15 protein-coding genes are annotated in these 19,059 nt (G+C 53.1%); 3 read left to right on the top strand and 12 right to left on the bottom strand.

Features of this window, described 5'->3' with window-relative positions; genetic code table 11:
- From ACK5LI_RS13455 to ACK5LI_RS13425, 7 genes are all read right to left on the bottom strand, one after another.
- The coding region (locus ACK5LI_RS13455) for a transposase (protein WP_416946025.1) at positions 1-155 on the bottom strand (155 nt) is incomplete at its 3' end.
- A 203-nt stretch (positions 156-358) separates the two neighbouring features.
- The gene (gene gltA / locus ACK5LI_RS13450; RefSeq protein ID WP_416950200.1) at positions 359-1,789 is read right to left on the bottom strand and encodes an NADPH-dependent glutamate synthase; all 1,431 of its coding nucleotides are present in this window, start codon (positions 1,787-1,789) and stop codon (positions 359-361) included.
- Complete coding sequence (locus ACK5LI_RS13445; RefSeq protein WP_416950198.1) at positions 1,776-2,624, bottom strand: sulfide/dihydroorotate dehydrogenase-like FAD/NAD-binding protein; 849 nt, start codon at positions 2,622-2,624, stop codon at positions 1,776-1,778. The genes gltA and ACK5LI_RS13445 overlap by 14 nt, the downstream gene beginning before the upstream one ends.
- Positions 2,625-3,529: 905 nt before the next feature.
- Positions 3,530-4,846: a malic enzyme-like NAD(P)-binding protein gene (locus ACK5LI_RS13440; protein ID WP_416950196.1), complete on the bottom strand. Its 1,317-nt coding sequence runs from the start codon at positions 4,844-4,846 to the stop codon at positions 3,530-3,532.
- Positions 4,847-4,869: 23 nt separating this feature from the next.
- Positions 4,870-5,412, bottom strand: coding sequence for a Fe-S-containing hydro-lyase (locus tag ACK5LI_RS13435; RefSeq protein WP_416950194.1), 543 nt, complete (start codon positions 5,410-5,412; stop codon positions 4,870-4,872).
- Positions 5,412-6,251: a fumarate hydratase gene (locus ACK5LI_RS13430; protein ID WP_416950192.1), complete on the bottom strand. Its 840-nt coding sequence runs from the start codon at positions 6,249-6,251 to the stop codon at positions 5,412-5,414. Before ACK5LI_RS13430 ends, ACK5LI_RS13435 begins: the two co-directional genes overlap by 1 nt.
- 216 nt (positions 6,252-6,467) lie before the next feature.
- A complete protein-coding gene (locus tag ACK5LI_RS13425) occupies positions 6,468-7,124 on the bottom strand; it encodes a succinate dehydrogenase/fumarate reductase cytochrome b subunit (RefSeq protein WP_416950191.1) in 657 nt (218 codons plus the stop codon).
- 418 nt (positions 7,125-7,542) lie between these two features.
- Between ACK5LI_RS13425 and ACK5LI_RS13420 the strand changes: the two genes are divergently transcribed.
- Positions 7,543-8,295, top strand: coding sequence for a DUF4197 domain-containing protein (locus tag ACK5LI_RS13420; protein ID WP_416950189.1), 753 nt, complete (start codon positions 7,543-7,545; stop codon positions 8,293-8,295).
- A gap of 187 nt (positions 8,296-8,482) precedes the next feature.
- On the opposite strand, the gene ACK5LI_RS13415 is transcribed toward ACK5LI_RS13420, so the two are convergent.
- From ACK5LI_RS13415 to kdsB, 5 genes are all read right to left on the bottom strand, one after another.
- The gene (locus ACK5LI_RS13415) at positions 8,483-9,913 is read right to left on the bottom strand and encodes a transferase (RefSeq protein WP_416950187.1); all 1,431 of its coding nucleotides are present in this window, start codon (positions 9,911-9,913) and stop codon (positions 8,483-8,485) included.
- 59 nt (positions 9,914-9,972) lie between these two features.
- The gene (locus ACK5LI_RS13410) at positions 9,973-12,099 is read right to left on the bottom strand and encodes a SulP family inorganic anion transporter (protein WP_416950185.1); all 2,127 of its coding nucleotides are present in this window, start codon (positions 12,097-12,099) and stop codon (positions 9,973-9,975) included.
- A 958-nt stretch (positions 12,100-13,057) separates the two neighbouring features.
- Positions 13,058-13,855 carry a tetratricopeptide repeat protein gene (locus tag ACK5LI_RS13405; RefSeq protein WP_416950183.1) on the bottom strand — a complete coding sequence of 266 codons (798 nt, stop codon included), beginning with the start codon at positions 13,853-13,855 and terminating at the stop codon, positions 13,058-13,060.
- 21 nt (positions 13,856-13,876) lie between these two features.
- Positions 13,877-15,004 carry a glutamine-hydrolyzing carbamoyl-phosphate synthase small subunit gene (gene carA, locus ACK5LI_RS13400; RefSeq protein ID WP_416950181.1) on the bottom strand — a complete coding sequence of 376 codons (1,128 nt, stop codon included), beginning with the start codon at positions 15,002-15,004 and terminating at the stop codon, positions 13,877-13,879.
- On the bottom strand, positions 15,001-15,750 hold the full coding sequence (gene kdsB, locus ACK5LI_RS13395) for a 3-deoxy-manno-octulosonate cytidylyltransferase (RefSeq protein ID WP_416950178.1): 750 nt from the start codon (positions 15,748-15,750) through the stop codon (positions 15,001-15,003). Before kdsB ends, carA begins: the two co-directional genes overlap by 4 nt.
- A gap of 281 nt (positions 15,751-16,031) precedes the next feature.
- Between kdsB and ACK5LI_RS13390 the strand changes: the two genes are divergently transcribed.
- Both ACK5LI_RS13390 and ACK5LI_RS13385 read left to right on the top strand, forming a co-directional pair.
- The gene (locus tag ACK5LI_RS13390) at positions 16,032-17,621 is read left to right on the top strand and encodes a peptide chain release factor 3 (RefSeq protein ID WP_416950175.1); all 1,590 of its coding nucleotides are present in this window, start codon (positions 16,032-16,034) and stop codon (positions 17,619-17,621) included.
- Between the two features lie 77 nt (positions 17,622-17,698).
- Positions 17,699-18,994: a toxin-antitoxin system YwqK family antitoxin gene (locus ACK5LI_RS13385; RefSeq protein WP_416950173.1), complete on the top strand. Its 1,296-nt coding sequence runs from the start codon at positions 17,699-17,701 to the stop codon at positions 18,992-18,994.
- The last annotated feature ends 65 nt before the right edge of the window (positions 18,995-19,059 follow it).

Raw genomic sequence — 19,059 nt, 5'->3', positions numbered from 1 at the left:
ATATGTACACCTTTCCACTCACACAGTTTGCGCAATATCTCACCCACTGCGCGCTTCTTCTCTCCGTAAAAAACTTGCCGCCGATACTTTGGCGCAAACACTACGTGGTATTTGCAGTTCCATTTTGTGTGGGCTAAACTCTTAGCGTCACCCATTGTGACCTCCTTTTGATTTGCCACCTGCAGTTGCCAGACCGCAGGGATTAGTTAGCAAATCAAAAGGAGTTTTACTAATATCTCTATAGCTTTAAGATTTACGGAACCCCCCGCCTAGCGGGGGGTTTTCTGCATACAAAAAAGCCGCCCGCAGTGAACTGCTGCAGGCGGCTGATCTTTTTTGAATAAACGGGCTGTATTAACTAGTCGTCCACAACGCAGCCAAGCTTGGCGGCGATATTTTTGGCCGCTTTACGGCCTGCGCCCATGGCAAGAATAACCGTTGCTGCGCCAGTTACGATGTCGCCACCGGCATATACGTCGGGAATACTGGTCTCGCCGGTTTCTTCGTCCACCTGCACATAGCCCCAGCGGTTCAATTCCAGACGGGGCTCGTTTTCCAGCAGTACAGGGTTGGAACGGGTACCCACGGCAATAATCGCAAGGTCGGTAGGCAGTTCTTCTGTTGCGCCTTCGACAACAACAGGACGGCAACGACCGGACTCGTCGGGCTCGCCCAGCTCCATCTTCTGCAACAGCACAGAGCCAAGGTTGCCGCATTCATCCGCGCGGAACTCCAGCGGACCGCACAGTTCCGCCACCTGTACGCCTTCTTCAATGGCGTGCTCGATTTCTTCGTGGCGTGCGGGCATTTCCGCCTGTGTACGACGATAGACGATGTGCACGGACTCTGCACCAAGACGCATGGCAGTGCGTGCTGCGTCCATTGCCACGTTGCCGCCGCCATACACGGTAACGCGCTTGCCACGGATAATAGGCGTATCAAAATCGGGGAACGAGTAAGCACGGCCAAGGTTTACACGGGTAAGGTATTCGTTGGCCGAAAACACACCGTTCAGATTTTCACCGGGAATGTTCAAGAAACGGGGCAACCCTGCTCCCACGCCGATAAAAACAGCTTTATAACCCTGATCAAACAGATCCTGAATGGAAAATGTTTTGCCGCCTACACGGTTACGCACAAACTCTACTTCCAGTTCGCGCAGTGCGCCGATTTCCTTGGCAACAATCTTTTCCTTGGGCAGACGGAACTCCGGAATTCCGTAAACCAGCACGCCGCCAAGCTCGTGCAGCGCTTCAAAGACCGTAACCTTGCAGCCGCGTGCCGCCAGATACCCGGCAGCGGTCAGGCTTGCAGGACCGGAACCGATGCAGGCGACTTTCTTTTCCGGATCAATGTAAGGGCATTCCGGCTTACCGGTAATGAGACCGCATGCATCGCGATACATAAATTCATCGGCAACAAAACGCTCCAGACGCCCGATAGCCACAGGCTGACCTTTTGCCTGCAGAATGCACGAACCTTCGCACTGCACTTCCTGCGGGCACACGCGACCGCAGACGGCGGGCAGACTGTTGGTGGTTTTGATAACCTGATAGGCTTTTTCCACATCACCTTTGGCCAGCTCTGCAATAAACTGCGGGATAGGCACCTCCACAGGGCAACCCTTCACGCATTTGGGCTTTTTGCATTGCAGGCACCGTGCTGCTTCTTCCTTTGCCATTTCCAGCGTGTAGCCAAGGGCAACTTCATCAAAATTGCGTACACGCTCTGCAGGCGGCTGGTTGGGCATCTCCACGCGGGGCATAATGGGGTTTTTACTTGCTTTCATTGCACTTGCACCTGCAGTGATGGTCGTAAGATTCGCGCTCCAGCGGCTTAAAAGCCCCCAGACGTTGCCTCAGCTCCGCAAAGTCCACCTTATGGCCGTCAAACTCAGGACCGTCCACACAGGCAAAGCGGGTTTCGTTGCCCACGGTTACTCGACAGGCCCCGCACATGCCTATACCGTCCACCATAATGGAGTTCAGGCTGACGGTTGTTTTCACACCGAAAGGCTCAGAGGTGCGTGCTACGGCTTCCATCATGGGAACAGGCCCTACGGCAACAACTTCTGTCACGCTTTTGTCTTCTTCAAGACGCTGCTTGAGCAGTTCGGTAACCAACCCTTTATGGCCATAACTACCGTCGTCTGTAGAAACGAGAACTTCGGGCGCAAAGGCCTTCAGCTCTTTTTCAAAAAGCAGCAGATCCTTATTACGTGCGCCGATAATGGCAACTACGTGATTGCCTGCCTCATGATGGCCTTTAGCTATATGGTGCATGGCAGCAATGCCGGTGCCGCCGCCCACGCAGATCACGGTGCCGCCTTTTTCGATATGGGTGGCACGTCCCAGAGGACCGCACAGATCAAGAATGGCATCGCCTTCATTAAGCTCTTCCAGCATGGCCGTACTTTTGCCCATTACCAGATACACAATGGTGATGGTGCCTTTTTCACGGTCAGCATCCGCAATGGTCAGCGGAATGCGCTCACCTCTTTCACACACACGCAGGATGACAAAATTGCCCGGCTCGGCTTTAGCCGCAATATGCGGCGCATCAATGACCAGCTTACTGGTCTGACCGGGGATAAGTCGCTCCTTGGAAAGGATCGTGTTCTCCATATTCTATCCGTTTGCTTGCTGGCCGAAAAATCAGCGCAGATATGAACGTAATGTATTAAATCCGGTAAAAAGTACATGCTGGTTACATGCACAACGTGCTACAAAACACCAATAAGACTACGCCCGTCAACCGTATGATTCATTCGTATAACGGCAACGGACGATATATCTGCAAACACATGACGCAGCCTTGCAATGCCGTACAGACATCACCCCTCGTAGACGGCAACCACGGCAAGGAACAAAAAGTACCTCTGCCAGACATTTTCTCGGATTTCCCCTCAGTACCAATGCGTAGTATAGCGACAAAACGCATATTCGTCACGCAGAGGCTCGCACCGCAACTGACGAAATGAGTACACCTGATGATGGCGGCAGCGGCAACATGCCCCGCTGCTTCAAGGTACAGGGCAAACGCTTCGAAACCCGCAGGGCAAACGTTATGGCAGCCTGATGGGAGCACTGCCGCACGGAAACCTCGTTTGAGAGTGTCGACAGACTCCGCCAGCCCACCACCCCCCTTGCACGGCTTGAAGACGCAGGCTCTTCAGGCAGCCTTGCCTGCTATAACCGGCAGACACGATACGAATTTTCAGCATGCTTCGTTACTCAAGTGAGTTCAGCCAGCCCTGTCCGCACAACATACAGACAGCCCTTCGCACAGGGCCGCACCACAGACAGCGTACGGCAGCACCAAACATAGACCACAGCGCCCTTGCTTTTTCAAAACTACGTGCTGTCGTCTGTCTGCGCTGCGGGGCTATAGACAACTCGGACTCATCCTCATACCCGCACGCAGAGACAACTGCGCCCCGCAACCGGAAGAGTGCGGGGCACAGCAAATCATCACTTTGCAACGTCAGGCGCGAAAATGGCTCCTGAACACTATCAGACACTATCGGGCGCTACAGGTCGTAGCTTTCCACCAGTGTGGAAATGCGCTTTGCAGACGCATCGACACGGGCACGCAGGGAAGCTGCATAGGCTTTCATATCGGCAATGGGCTTGGTAGCGATGCCGGAATCCATTGCGGCCTGAGCCACGGCAGGAGTTTCCCACTCCAGCACACGCGGATCAAGCGGCTTGGGAATAACGTAGTCCACGCCGAATTCCAGTTTGTCCACACCGTACATGGCGCATATTTCGGCAGGAACAGGTTCCTTCGCCAGTGCAGCAAGCGATCTGGCAGCCGCAACTTTCATGGCTTCGTTAATTTCCGATGCGCCGACATCCAGCGCCCCGCGGAAGATATAGGGGAAGCCGGAAACGTTGTTTACCTGGTTGGGGAAGTCGGAACGGCCCGTACCCATGATGCAGTTAGGGCTGGCTTCTTTGGCGTCAGGGTAGGAAATTTCCGGATCAGGATTAGCCATTGCAAACAGCACTGGGTCTTTTGCCATGGCGCGGACCATGTCTTTAGACACCAGATCCTTAGTGGAAAGGCCGAGGAACATATCTGCACCTTTCATGACATCCTGCAGCGAACCTGCGTCTTTCTTCTGTGCGAAACGGGCCTTGTATTCGTTCAGGCCGCTACGGCCGGTGTGAATAAGCCCGCGCGAGTCGAACATATAGATGTTTGCAGGATCAACACCAAGCGCCACATAAAAAGACGCGCAGGCAATACCGGCAGCACCGGCACCCACAACTACAACCTTCATGTCTTCGGCTTTGCGGTTGGTGATTTCAAGCGCATTGATAAGGCCCGCGCCGGAAATAACCGCGGTACCATGCTGATCGTCATGAAAAACGGGAATGTTCATTTCACGCTTCAGTGTTTCTTCCACATAGAAACACTCGGGCGCTTTGATGTCTTCAAGGTTGATGCCGCCGAAGGTGGGCTCCATGGTTTTAACCACTTCGATAAGCTGGTCGGGGCCGGTAACCTTCAGGTTGATGTCAAACACATCAATATCGGCAAATGTCTTGAACAAAACCCCCTTGCCTTCCATAACCGGCTTGCCTGCCAGCGGGCCTATGTTGCCAAGGCCCAGCACTGCAGACCCATCGGATACAACGGCGACCAGATTAGAGCGGCCGGTGTACAGGTCTGCTGCTGCGGGGTCTTCCTTGATGGCCTTGCATGCTTCCGCCACGCCGGGGGAGTATGCCATGGAAAGGTCTTTCTGGTTACGGCAGGGTTTTGCAGGAACCACTTCCAGCTTACCCGGACGGGGGGCCTCATGATATCTGAGAGCCTCTTCCCTGGTGAAAAGAGCCATTATCAGCCTCCTGAAGGTGATGTTCAGTCGATGTCGGGGGTTACATACAGTTCGCCGCCATGTGCATCATTGATGACCAGCAGCGGAAAGTCCTTTACCGTCAGCCTGCGCACGGCTTCCGGCCCTAACTCTTCATACGCCACAACCTGGGCAGCGGTGATGCACTGCGAAAGTAACGCACCGGCTCCGCCGGTTGCACCGAAATACACGGCTCCGTGTTCCTGCATGGCATCACGTACGGCCTGACTGCGCCTGCCCTTACCTACCGTGGCTTTTACGCCAAGGCTGTGCATACGCGGCGTGTAGGTATCCATTCTGCCGCTGGTGGTGGGACCGGCTGACCCGATAGGACGTCCGGGGGGCGCCGGAGTAGGTCCCACGTAATAGATAACCGCGCCTTCCAGCGCAAAGGGCAGTTCAGCACCGTTGTCCAGCGCTTCCATCATGCGCTTGTGAGCGGCATCACGCGCGGTATAAATTTCTCCGCTCAGCAGCACCACGTCGCCGGCTACAAGTTGTGTAACGTCTTCTTTTTTCAGCGGGGCAGTAAGATGGTACGTAGCCATTACAATACAACCTCCTTATGCCGTGAAGAATGGCACTGCACGTTTACCGCTACGGGCAGGCTGGCAATATGGCACGGATGCATGGCAATCTTCACCGCCAGACAGGTTGTGCTGCCGCCAAGCCCCATGGGGCCGATGCCCAGCGCATTGATTTCGTCCAGCAGCTCTTTTTCCATAGCTGCAATCTCCGCATCGGGATGCGTATCATCAACTCGGCGGAACAACGCTTTTTTTGCAAGCGTAGGAGCAAGGTCAAACGTACCGCCTATTCCCACGCCCACAATGGTGGGAGGGCACGGGTTAGGACCGGCTTCTGCCATACGGCGCACCACAAAATCTTTAATCCCCTGCCAGCCCTGAGCAGGAGTCAGCATGGTACAGCGCGACATGTTTTCGCTGCCGCCACCCTTTGCCATATAGCGGATGGTCAGCTTATCGCCGGAAACGAGTTCTGTATGGATGATGGCCGGCCGGTTATCGCCGGTATTTTTGCGGGTAAGGGGATGGCACATGGATTTGCGCAGATATCCTTGTTCATACGCTTCCGCCATGGCTGCATTAAGCACTTCCGTCAGCGAACCGCCTTCAATCCGTGCATCTTCACCCATTTCAACAAAAAATATGGCTGCGCCCGTATCCTGACACAACGCCAGCCCGCTTTTTGCGGCAAGATCCGCATTTTCCAGCAACTGCCGTAAAATTTCTTTGCCAGAATCCGTTGTTTCCTGCTCCATGCGCAGCCGGAACGCTTCGTACAAGTCGCTGCCCAGCACAGTATTTGCCGTAAGGATCATCTCCGTTACGGCTTCATGCACTGCCGATGCCTGAATTTTCCTCATGCATACACCTCGTTGTGGCTGAAATCCCCTTGCTGTCCGGCTTTGTGCGACCGGCTCTTTTGTACCGCGGCTATCAGCCCGAACTGACAACCACAAAAAAGAGGACGACGAGAATGTCGCCGCCCTCTGTAATAGACGTCTTCGCAACGTTCGTCACCCCTTTGGCCAAGACTATAATCAATATGACGAACAATCGCAGACAGAAACAATGAACCGCTACGCAAGCTCAAGAAACCGGAACCGCATCAGGGCCAGTAATCCTAGCCCAACAAAGCCTGCCACCATTATGTATTCTGCGCGTTTGTACCATTCGCGCTTTTCACGGGTAATAAGGCCGTACTTCACGCCGATGCGATAAAAACCGATACCTACATGCAGTTCTGCGACCGGCAGCAGAACCAGATAAAACGGCAACCAGCCGCCGAACTGGATTCTCGCGGCGCTTTTCTGCGCGGTGATAGGCAGGTCCGACAACACGACATACATATGAATGCTGGCCATAATCAAAATGATAAGAGCGGTACCAATCTGAACAGCCCACAACCACGTATCACGATGCCGCAACATAGCCATATGCTTTAGTATCGTCTGCTGCTCATTGGTACGAAACGGCATTTTGCGCCCCGCCAGAATAAAATGCACAAACATCAGCAAAAAAATCATGGGACCGCCGACCTGCGCCATATAGGTGGCTTCCAGAAAGCGGGCAATGGCGTTCATTAATCTGGGGGTGGGAATAACGCTGGAGACTAAAATAAGGTGTGACCAGAGGAACAGAATAAGCAGCATCCCTGTTGCCATCTGCATAACATCCAGCCAGCCTGCTACTTGCGAGCGTTGCGGAGCATGAAGAGTTACCGTGGCATTGTCCATGTCACCTCCTTGCGCTGTGTCAGCGCGGCATTGCAACAGATGTTGCACCGGCAGCTTACCGGACAGACAAGCGGCGTCGCTCCTTAACAGGTCCGGTCATGCGAGAACACAAACCGTACAGAAGCGACGCCGCAAAAACCATGACACATACTTACACAGTACCCGCTACGTCTTTTTACACAAAGTATTTTCCTTCAAATACGCGCAACACGCTTCGCAATTGCGCAGGCTGCAAAGGTGCATGGCAAATCCATCACTCTTAATACATTGTAATGACGCGCAATTCTTCACGACGTGATAAAAACCGCAGATCTGCTTTTGTTGCGGCTTATTACCGCACAATGTGTTATCGTACGCATCCCCCATATGCAGCAGACAGCCTGAAAGCATATACGGGGTATACATGTAAGGAGGAAACATGAACCGTACTCTTCATATCTTGCTGGCACTGATGATTATTTTTGCAGTGGCCAGTCCGACACAGGCAGACTGGACCAACGTTCTGGACCAAGCCAAAGATGCGTATGTAAAATCAACAGAAAGCAATACCAGCTCCAGCAGCGTTGCCAACCTGACTTCGCAGGAAGTTGTCACAGGGCTGAAGGAAGCGCTGAATAAATCCGTAGATTATTCCACTTCGTTTCTGGGCAAAAAAGACGGCTTTTTGAAAAACCCTGACGTGACTATTCCCGTACCCGAAAGCCTGACAAAAATTGAAACCGCACTGCGCCTTACAGGACAAGATGCACTGGCCGATGAGTTTGTTACCAGTATGAACCGCGCAGCAGAAAAAGCTGTGCCTGAAACCGCCAGCGTGCTCTCCGGCGCCATCAAAAAAATGTCATTTGACGACGCCAAGCGAATCCTGAGCGGGCCGGACAATGCCGCTACTGAATACTTCAGGGCAAACTCCAGTGCAGAACTTGCAGAACGCATTCGCCCCATTGTGAGCGAAGCCATGAGCAGCGTGAATGTGACAGGATATTACAACCAGTTTGCATCCGCAGCACAGCTTGCCGGTTTTTCAGGAACTGCTCCCGACCTTGAAGGGTACGTCACTGATAAAACGCTCGACGGGCTTTTCCTGATTATGGAACGCGAAGAAGCGAACATTCGCGAAAATCCGGTAGCCCGCACGACCGACATTCTGAAAAAAGTTTTCGGGCAGTAAGGACAAGATAAAGTCATACCGGAGAGCGCAGTGCTGCCTGTTCCATGCTGGGTGGATCCATCGTCGGTTACTGCAGGTTGCGTTACCACGACGCAGTAACTTTTAGGCACAAAAAAAGCCGCCCTGAAAGGGCGGCTTTGTGTATTGCAGTTATGTGCAGCGTACAGGCACCGCAAATGCCATGCTGCTAAGAGCCGTTATTGGGCTTGATAAGAATGGTCGGGTACATGCCGCGAGGCTCACCATCCTGATACGGCTGGATGATGTTGAACGTAAAGTTCTGGCCCTTCTGTGCATGACCGGTTCCTTCCCCGCTTTCAAAGAACGCACCATTCTCACTGAGAATACGCTTGATGCGTTTCTGGAAAGCTTCGAGGAAGGGGCCCCCCTTACCACGGAAGGTCATACGGCCCATGGTTACTTCACCGTCGACCTTGGCAAACTCTTCAAAGCTGATGGAATGGTTGGCAAGGTCTTCTTTGTTGCGGACATACCCCCATACGAGGTGGTTGGCCGGAATTTCCAGCGGCTCTTCCAGATCAATAATGGTGTGCGGCATAATAACGCAACCGTCGCCGATCTTCAGAGGAGACTCTTCGGTACCGTGCAGGAACGAATTGAAACCGGTGAAAATCATATCGCCAAGGTGGGCATTGATAATCTTTCCGCCATGAGCGGTCACGCAGTTACGTTCCAGACGGCTGTTAATGATGTAGCAGTTTTCCTGAGCATTGCTGCCCTTGCCCATCCATGCATTATCAAGGTAGGCACGCTGCGACACCAGTACATTTTCACCAATGGTGGTATCGCCTTTGATAACCGAGTAACCGCTGACGAATGCCCCGGCTCCGGTTCCGGCAGAATTACCCATGTGCCCCGACGCAAAAGCCTCTTCGAAGTCTTCCTGACGGACTTCCACGAACTCCATCAGGGTGCCTGTGGGGCATGCTCCGGCTTCCTGGCAGATATATTTGTCCAACACAGCCTTATCGAAGCTGTAGCGGAACTCCACATCGCCGCTCTTGATCCAGATCTGACCCGGCTCAACCGTTTCGCCTGCCAGTTCACCCGTCTGCACGTACGAGAAGTAACGCACAACGCTGTTGTGAATGCTAGACAAGTCAACCGTTGCAAAGGTTCCGATAAAGCTACCTTCTGTCAGCGAACCGTGGATGTTGGCATACGGCATGGCCACAGTGTTACGAATGGTGAACTCTTCCGGAGACTCGGGGTCATGCGAATTGGAGTGCACGAGTGTTTTGTTCAGGAAGCTGTCCTTGATGGAAATCACTTCATCATCGTGCAGCGGAATCATCTTTCCGTCGCAGACAAAGTGCTGGCCTTTGCGTTTAAGCTCATCACCGCGGATATCACTTTTATACAGCGCGGAATGCATCACGTTAACCCGGCCTATGAAGTAGCTACCTGCAAGGCTTGAGTTCTTGAAGTGAAAATGCACGGGATCATCGGCCGAAAGACCGTAGAATGCATAGAACTTCGAGTAGTGCAGATGCGGAGTCTGACGACGTACGTAGTCACCCACATCAAACTTCTGACTGCGAAGGTTCACGTTCACTCGGTCAATGATGCGTTCCAGAAGTAATTCCAGCTGCGTCATGGCTTGTCTCCGTCTCAGCGCGGCCCCATTGCAGCGGGGACCACAGTTGTCGGTTTTTCCTACGTCAGGGCGCAGTATGATGTCAGCGGACAATTGTCCTCGGCCCCGTGTTCGTGGGCCTTTTCATGGATTGCGCACACTGCCGCGTCTGTGGTGGAGTAGATGCTTTCTTCACCTATACGTTCCCAGACGTGAGTGCGCTTGAGCACCGCAGTCACGGCTTCGTTGATGCCCGAGAAAGACAGCTCAATGCCTGCACTGCGTACGCGGTCGATAAGCAGGCTGAGTGCTTCCTCTCCCGATGCGTCAATATCGTTAATTCCGTTACATACAATCAGAATGTGGCGCAGATTGGGCATATGCTCCATGCGCTCCATGATCTGATCTTCAAGGAAGCTTGCATTGGCGAAGAACAGCGGGCCTTCAAAACGGACAACCGCTACATACTCACACTGGCGCAAGCCCCGTGCCTCGGCGTCTCTCATATCCAGATTTTCATCGCGCGACAGGTTAGCAACCCTCGGGCGCATGGATTTATACAAGAACACACCAAGTGAAAGTACGACACCTACAAAAATTCCCTTATCAAGGTGCGGCGCAAATGCCAGCGTACACAGGAACGACACAATGGATATCGCACCATCGTACCACTGGGCCTTCCACGCATGGTGGAAACCCTTGGCGTTGATAAGCCCGATAACAGCCATCATGATTACTGCAGCCAGCACGGACTGGGGCAGGTGGTACAGCAGCGGCGTGAAAAACAGCAGCACAATAACGACTGCCATGGAAGTAAACACGCTAGAAAGCCCTGTTACCGCACCGGAGGCAAGGTTAACTGCCGAACGGGAAAATGAACCCGAAGCAGGATAACTTTTACCTACCGCACCCAGAATGTTTGCAAGCCCCTGACCAATCAGTTCCTGATTGGGGTCAAGACGCTGACCGGTTTTGGCCGCCATAGCCTTAGCAATCGAAATTGCTTCCATAAAGCCCAGCAGCGAGATAATCGCGGCATAGGGCAGCAGCTGCAGCATAACCGAAATATTAATTGCAGGCATGGAAAGCGTAGGCAGACCACTGGGAACTTCTCCGACAACTGCGCCGCCGCCGGTCATGGGCAACGCTGTGGTCTTGATGGGGTTATTCCCTACTTTCAACCGCCATACACGGCCATCGGTTTCCAGCCCCGCGGGAGTTTCACCTTTCGGGTAAAACTGCATGGAGCCGTCGGCCATCACAACACCGTCAAAAAGTTTGTCACGCAGGTCGGCACGCAGGTTATGAATGCTGCCCTTCACGCGTTCCATGGCAAGGCCGGTCTCGCTGATGCGGAACTCAAGCTCAAGGTGCTTTTCATCATGGACAAGCCCACTGGCTTCTTCCAGCTTTTTACCCAGCTCTGCGCGTTTTTCCGCAAGGTCAGGAATCATGTTGACCTTGCTGTTAAAGTCGTTGATCAGCGTTACGGCTTCGGGTGCATGCAGTGCATCAAGAGGCGCTTTCACGTCATGCTGAAAGCCCATACCCCACGAAAGCGTCGTCGTGATGGCAACCGCCACCAGAACGTTGGGCACCTTCGGCATGTACTTTTTCAGCAGGTACATAATGGCAAAGGCCAAGGCTCCCATAAACAGCGTAGGCCAGTGCGTATAATGCATCGCCGCACTTACCACGCGCATAATCGTTTCGTAATGATGTTCCGCGTTATCTACTGATACGCCGAACATCTTGGACAACTGCGACGTGGCAATAATGATTGCCGCAGCGTTGGTAAAACCGTTTACCACCGGGTGTGAAAGAAAATTTACAACCAGTCCGAGGCGCAGCACACCCAGCGCCAGCTGGAAAAGACCAACCATAAGGGCCAGCATAATCGCATATGCGATGTACCCTTCGCTGCCTTGCGTTGCCAACGGAGCCAGCGATGCCGACGTCATCAGAGACACAACAGCCACAGGGCCTGTGGCAAGCTGTCGGCTGGAGCCGAACAGCGCCGCGATCATGGGCGGCAGAAACGCGGCGTACAAACCATAATATGGGGGCAGCCCTGCCAGCTGCGCATACGCCATAGACTGCGGAATAAGAACCAGCGCTACCGTCAGACCCGAGATCATATCTGCTCTCAGGCTCTCAGATGAATATCCTTTGAACCATCCGAGGAAAGGGAAAACTCTCGTCAGCATTGTTCACCCGTCGCTTGTATACTCCGCCGCCGGACGGAAAGTTCCTGCCCTGCCCGACGTCGGAAGCTTCCTGACATGCCGGAATACCGGCTACGATGACACTGCGTAAAAGACTATTGCGCGGATCACTGCGCACGTCCCGAACAACACGTTGTCATCGTCATAACTGCAAACACTTTGATCACATGCGCTCCGGCTGCCCACCGGCGCTTCCGACAGCCCTATCGGAAACGATTAGCTCAATGCCTATGACCAATTGTGACCCTTAAAAAGTTTTGCCCCAAAACACAAGGTAAAAATTTCACAAGCTCAATAGTCTGCTAAACCAAATATATAGAGCACATTTCCGCACAGAAAAGCGATTTGTCAACTTGTTTTTATTCTAGCATTGTGAGTGGCTCATCACTCACAAAAAGCTCGTTCCTGCAACAAAATGCAACCACCTTAATATGCAGGCTATCAGCTCCTGCACGTGCTGATATCGGGGGTGCAGAGGATTACATTCCCCCAGAAGCCATACAGCGACAACCCTTTGAAACAAACTAAGCAGTATAACGATTGCGACGATTTGCTACTAAAAATAAAATTTCCGTCCGACTTAAAACATTAAAAAAAGCGAGCCGATTCACAACATTTGATCATAGTAATACACTACACCAAACCTTACGCATGTGCCTGAACAAAACAATCAATACGCATATGCACAGTTTGTGCCGCGAAACGCGCTGTCAGGAAACACCTCACAACATGCCAATATAAAACAACATATCTACAAAACTCTTCTTACATGTTGCAGGGAGTTTTTAAACTCAGTCCTCTGCGCCAATCAGATAAAAACAATATGTTTCAAGGCGTCCGCATGTGTTTCGCGAATGATTATTTTGATTGTGCAAAAAAAAGCGGCTCCGGAAAGGAGCCGCATGTAGTCCACTAACGCCCGAGGCAGCGGTGCCGCAGTCTACTGTTTCTTCAGGGCGAACTTCAGCATTTTTTCAGCTTCAGTGAAGTCAGGCTTTAATTTCAAAGCCATCCCTGCCGCTTTTGCCACCCTGTCCCATTTTCCCCAGTCCACATACAAGCGGCCCAGATTGAAAAACAGGTGCGGGTCATTACCTGTGTATTTGGACGCCTTGAAGTAGTATTTTTCCGCTACTTCAAATTTACCCAGTTTACGCAAGGCAATGCCGATACGATTGTACAGATGGACGGACTCAGGACTTTCGTCCAGAGCCTGCGCAAGATACTCGAACGCCTCTTCGTAACGACCGGCCTTTAAAAACCGGTCACCGATTTCGCCCTTCAGCTGCGGGTCATCATTGAATTGCGAAACCAGCGCCCTGAAATGAGCCTGTGCATCTTCATACTGATGACCGTCCAGCATTCTCTGCCCGCGCTCCAGCTCTTCCGTCTTACGCACTTCCAGCATTTTCAGCTGTTCCTGCGCTTCTGCAACGGCGGCTTCTTCCAGCGCTTTTAACAGAGAGGCAACAACGTCGAGTACTTCCCGCTCATTACCGGGCTTATACGAAATAGTCAGCGGAAAAACTTTCCGTAGTTCCGCATCGTTATTCATATGATGCGCAGCATCTTCCAAAAGCCGCTCGAATTCTTCTTTTTCAGACTTCATGAGCGGATTTTTCAACACGGCAACCAACGCAGAATGATACGCCTGAGCAGCGGGCATAACTTTGCCCTGACGCAAAAGCGACCTGATCTGCGATAATTGTTTACGTGCTGTGGTTAGCTGTGCGGACATGTATCTCTCCGGTCGATACGGCTATTTGCCGAGGTGATCCCGCAACAGCTGGCGGAAACGGCCAAAAAAGTAATGGCTGTCGTTGGGGCCGGGGCTGGCTTCGGGATGATGCTGGACCGAGATAATGGGCTTTTTGGTATGCTCAAAACCTTCCAGCGTGTTGTCATTCAAGTTTACATGGGTAACCCGCACATCGGGTACCGAATCCAATTCTACACAGAAACCGTGGTTTTGCGAAGACACTTCGATACGCTCTGTTGTCAGGTCCTTCACAGGACTGTTGCAGCCATGGTGGCCGAACTTCAGCTTGCGGGTGGTACCGCCGAGGGCATGTCCCAGCAACTGGTGCCCGAGGCAGATACCTGCAACAGGCAGCATATCGGTCAGCTTGGCAATTTCTGCAATTTCAGCCTTCAGTGTGGCAGGGTCTCCGGGGCCGTTGGAAAGGAATACGGCCTCTGCACCTGATTTTTTAACGTCTTCGGCGGTAAAACTGGGAGGAACAACCAGCAGGTCCAGACCTTCTGCAGCCAGCAGACGCAAAATGTTCCACTTGATGCCGAAGTCATACACGACAACGCGGGGACCTTTGCCCGGCCATGCGTATACACCGTCCTGCAGGGAAACATTCTGAGGACGTTCACCGTCCCAGCGGTAAGGACTTTTGGGAGCCACTTTCACCACAAGGTTCTGACCTTCCATGGAGGGCAGTGCCTTGGCACGGGCAACCAGCTTTTCCCGATCAGTCTCAGAGGTGGAAATAATGCCACGCATGGCACCGTTGATGCGCAGATGGCGGGTCAGGGCGCGGGTGTCGATGCCTTCGATTCCCATAATGCCGTTCCTTTTGAGGTAATCAGGCAAAGAAGCCACAGAACGCCAGTTAGAAGGCACCTTGCAACATTCTTTAACGATGAAGGCCTCCACATGCACCTTGCCGGACTCCACGTCTTCGCGGGTCACGCCATAGTTGCCGATGAGCGGATAGGTCATGCAGACCATCTGCCCCGCATACGAAGGATCCGTCAGCACTTCCTGATAACCGGTCATGCCGGTATTGAAAATCACCTCACCGCCCGTCTCACCGGGGCCGGTAAAGGAACGGCCTTCCAATACGAAACCGTCTTCGAGGGCCAGTAGCGCTCTCATCCTTCGTTCTCCCGTATCATGTTGAGAATTACGTCGATATCCTCCGGACGGTCGACCCCGTGCGTACGAAAGGTCGTTTGCACCACCCGGATGGGAATATTGTTTTCCAAAAGGCGCAGCTGTTCCAGCTTTTCCGTGCGCTCCAAAGCGGAAGGCGCAAGCTGCGTAAACCGGCGCAATGCATCATAACGGAATGCGTACAGGCCCACATGCCCCAGAAAACGAGCCTCCGGCTCATCATCACAGACATAGGGAACCACCGCACGCGAAAAATATAGAGCATTGCCGTTGGCGGCACAAACCACTTTAACCACATCAGGGCTTTGCACCAGCCCGCCATCAATAACGCGCGCGAGCGTGCTGACCATGACAGAAGCATTTTCTGCAACAGGCTGAATAAGCTCAGTCAGCATACGCGGCTCCAGCACAGGCTCATCGCCTTGAATATTCACGACAACAGCATGTTCTTCCACACCCAGAGCGGTTGCCGCCTCAAATACGCGGTCCGTGCCGCTATGGTGGTCCGCACGGGTCATAACAACCGGCACATCAAGTAATTCTGCAGCTTCCGCTATCCGTTTGTCGTCAGTGGCCAGCACCACTTTCTGTATCTGCGGACACAGGCTTGCCCTGTGCCACACATGCCAGAACATGGGGCGCCCCTGTATGTCTGCCAACGGTTTTCCTGGAAATCGTGAAGAATCGTAACGAGCTGGTATTATTCCGTAACAGGGTGTTGCGGCCATGAGTCCTACCGGAGTATTGCAATCTGACGACGGGCGCCGCCCGGTAACAGTACGCGAAATCGATGGACTATACCTGCAAAAGCCTTTGGAGGAAAGTCCTTTCCGCATATGAAAACCCGCACGGCAGGCTGCAAATCCGCCAGCCACGCAACCATAAGGCACTACAGAAAATTTTGCGGCAGAGCGCATCAGGTTGACCGGAGCCCGCATCTATAGCATAACACCGCCCTTCGCATGTGCCCCTCTCAGGGGACGCAAAACCACCCCCGCCGAGGTCTGCCGTGAGCAAGGAACATCAAAAAGAAGTCGATAAACGCCGTACGTTCGGCATTATCAGCCACCCTGACGCAGGTAAAACCACCCTGACTGAAAAACTGCTGCTTTTCGGTGGCGCCATCCAGATGGCTGGCACCGTCAAATCCCGCAAAGCCGCACGCCATGCCACATCTGACTGGATGGCCATGGAACAGGAACGTGGTATTTCCGTCACCACATCCGTTATGAAATTTCACCACAACGGGTATGAAATAAACCTGCTGGACACACCCGGCCACCAGGACTTCTCTGAAGATACGTACCGGGTTCTCACCGCAGTGGACAGTGCGCTGCTGGTTATCGACTCCGCAAAAGGCGTTGAAGCCCAGACCCTGAAGCTGATGGACGTGTGCCGTATGCGCAACACGCCTATTGTCACCTTCATCAACAAACTGGACCGCGACGGCCTGCATCCGCTGGAAGTAATGGACGACATCGAAAGCCGTCTGAACATCCAGTGTAGCCCGCTTACATGGCCCATCGGCATGGGGGCGGATTTCAAGGGCACATGGGATATCCGCGCTCAGAAGCTGCACGTTTTTTCTGCCGTGCACGAAGGCAAAATCGCAGCCGGTGAAGTCATCGAAGGACTGGACAACCCCAAGCTGGACGAATTGCTGGGCGAACAGGCCCAGACCCTGCGCGAAGAGCTGGCACTGCTGGAAGAGGCAGGCAATCCTTTTGATGAAGAGCGGTACCGCAAAGGCGAACTGACGCCTGTGTTCTTCGGCTCTGCCATCAACAACTTCGGCGTACGTGAAATGCTGGACACCTTTGTAAAGCTGGCGCCCCCGCCGCAGCCGCGGCCGACCACGACACGCGAAGTATCCCCCTACGAAGAAGAATTTTCCGGTGTGGTGTTCAAAATTCAGGCAAACATGGATAAGAACCACCGCGACCGAATCGCGTTCATGCGTATATGCTCCGGCAAATTCACCCGCGGCATGAAGGTGCGTCACCACCGCATAGGCAAAGAAGTAGCGCTTGCCAATGCCACCATTTTCATGGCGCAGGACAGGACAGGCGTGGAAGAAGCATGGCCCGGCGACATCATCGGCATCCATAACCACGGCACCATAAAAATCGGCGATACATTTACCACCTCGCGCGAACCGCTGAAGTTCACCGGCATCCCCAACTTTGCGCCGGAGCACTTCCGCCGTGTGGTTCTGCGTGACCCCATGAAGGCCAAGCAGCTGCAAAAAGGGCTTGTACAGCTGGCTGAAGAAGGCGCCGTACAGCTTTTCCGGCCGCTTCTGGGCAGCGACTACATTCTGGGCGCCGTTGGCGTGCTGCAGTTTGAGGTTATCGTGGCCCGCCTGAAAGATGAATACAACGTCAATGCCATGTACGAAGGGTGCAGCATCACCACTGCACGCTGGCTGCATTCCGACGACCCCAACACCATGGCAGACTTCAAAGATTACTACCGCGGCGAACTGGCTATGGACGCCGAAGGCTGTCTTGCCTATCTGGCACCAAACCCGTGGCGTCTTGAGTCTGCTGTCGAACGCTATCCCAGGATGGAATTCCGTACGACGCGCGAAATCAGCTAGACACAATCGGCGAAAAAGGCGTACCAAGCATCAAAGTGGCCTTTTGCCATCGTTAACTTTGTCACGACGAGCTCTTGATGCTTAAAATATTCTCTGTGTCTCTTTCTCTGTGTTGCGTTTTCTGCTTTGCCGCTACAGGCATGGCTGAAAACGCAACACAGCCTTCTTCTCTTTACCAGCCCGAAATTCTGCACGAAGAATTCTATCCCGACGGAACACTGAAAATGCGGCGTTCCACGGCATTTTCGCTCGACTTTTTTACTGAACATTTCTATGCGCCGGACGGCACGCTAAAGCGTGAAGCCGACTATTCTTACGGTGCCCTCACAGACACCACAGAGTACCTGCCCGACCTCATGCGCAAAGAGACCTTTTACTACCCTGACGGCAAAATCAAGCTGCAGCGGTATATGCAGGAAGTGGGTGATAAAAATTACGTAAGTACCCGCGGTGAGGGCGAAAGCCTGAGCTACCGTAAAGACGGAAGCCTGAAAGAACGACGGATTTATCGCGCAGGCTACAGCCTGTACTCGGAAGAGTTCGACAACAACGGCAAACTGGTTGCAAAGCGCTACCACTATAAAAATGGTGATACCCGTGTGCCGGACCCGCTGCTGGCATACCCCGAAAAGCCTCTCAGCAGGTGTACCCCTTTGCGCATCGGCATAACAGACCGCAAAAACAAAGAGGTCTTTCAGCAGACAAACTGTACGGACTCTTCGCGCACCATCACCACCCCGTTCTTCACGCTCCGCACGGACTACGGAAAAAACAATACCGAGCTGAAAACAGAGCTTTTCTTGCCGGATGGCACCCTGCTTGCCACTGTAAATACAAAAACAGCACACAATAAGCACGTATCCATTTCTGCCTTTGATGACATGATGGGCATTGAGTACAAAAAGAACGGCCTGTTCGGCAGCGGACAAGAATGGACACTGTTCTTTCGGGCCAGCAACGCCACCGAACAACCACGGAAAATCACACCGGGTGATGTCGGCTCCGACGCACGCCTTGCGCCCGCCCCCGTTGATGCACCGGACACACCTGCCGAAAAATATCACCTGACACAGTACTATGCCTCAGACGTTTCCATGGAATACAACCCGAACAACGTGCTGAACGAAGTGATGCTGATGAGAGACAAACGCATTACCCAGTGGTTTACCGTTGCCGGCAACGACATCATACTGGACCAGTTCTATGACCTGCGCGAAGGGCAAGAGTCCATAGCGACCGACGTCATCGTAAACGGCACCAAGGTGGGATATGTAATGTTCATGGCAAAACCGGACCATGTGGCTCACCCTCTTTCCGACACGCTGACTCTGCATGTCACGCCAAAGGATATGTGGCTGGAAGAGCGGCTTTAAGCCCGCCTAGCCTGCTGCCATATCTCAGCCAGAATTCAGCAAGGTACACAGTACCAAAGCAAAAG

Origin of the sequence: Oleidesulfovibrio sp., from assembly GCF_047973035.1 — a bacterium.
Lineage (GTDB): Bacteria > Desulfobacterota > Desulfovibrionia > Desulfovibrionales > Desulfovibrionaceae > Oleidesulfovibrio.
This window is presented reverse-complemented; position numbering and strand designations above follow the sequence as displayed.

Excerpts from the sequence above, each read along its gene's own strand:
- gltA (WP_416950200.1), bottom strand. The coding sequence starts at position 1,789 with ATGAAAGCAAGTAAAAACCCCATTATGCCCCGCGTGGAGATGCCCAAC.
- ACK5LI_RS13445 (WP_416950198.1), bottom strand. The coding sequence starts at position 2,624 with ATGGAGAACACGATCCTTTCCAAGGAGCGACTTATCCCCGGTCAGACC.
- ACK5LI_RS13440 (WP_416950196.1), bottom strand. The coding sequence starts at position 4,846 with ATGGCTCTTTTCACCAGGGAAGAGGCTCTCAGATATCATGAGGCCCCC.
- ACK5LI_RS13435 (WP_416950194.1), bottom strand. The coding sequence starts at position 5,412 with ATGGCTACGTACCATCTTACTGCCCCGCTGAAAAAAGAAGACGTTACA.
- ACK5LI_RS13430 (WP_416950192.1), bottom strand. The coding sequence starts at position 6,251 with ATGAGGAAAATTCAGGCATCGGCAGTGCATGAAGCCGTAACGGAGATG.
- ACK5LI_RS13425 (WP_416950191.1), bottom strand. The coding sequence starts at position 7,124 with ATGGACAATGCCACGGTAACTCTTCATGCTCCGCAACGCTCGCAAGTA.
- ACK5LI_RS13420 (WP_416950189.1), top strand. The coding sequence starts at position 7,543 with ATGAACCGTACTCTTCATATCTTGCTGGCACTGATGATTATTTTTGCA.
- ACK5LI_RS13415 (WP_416950187.1), bottom strand. The coding sequence starts at position 9,913 with ATGACGCAGCTGGAATTACTTCTGGAACGCATCATTGACCGAGTGAAC.
- ACK5LI_RS13410 (WP_416950185.1), bottom strand. The coding sequence starts at position 12,099 with ATGCTGACGAGAGTTTTCCCTTTCCTCGGATGGTTCAAAGGATATTCA.
- ACK5LI_RS13405 (WP_416950183.1), bottom strand. The coding sequence starts at position 13,855 with ATGTCCGCACAGCTAACCACAGCACGTAAACAATTATCGCAGATCAGG.
- carA (WP_416950181.1), bottom strand. The coding sequence starts at position 15,004 with ATGAGAGCGCTACTGGCCCTCGAAGACGGTTTCGTATTGGAAGGCCGT.
- kdsB (WP_416950178.1), bottom strand. The coding sequence starts at position 15,750 with ATGGCCGCAACACCCTGTTACGGAATAATACCAGCTCGTTACGATTCT.
- ACK5LI_RS13385 (WP_416950173.1), top strand. The coding sequence starts at position 17,699 with ATGCTTAAAATATTCTCTGTGTCTCTTTCTCTGTGTTGCGTTTTCTGC.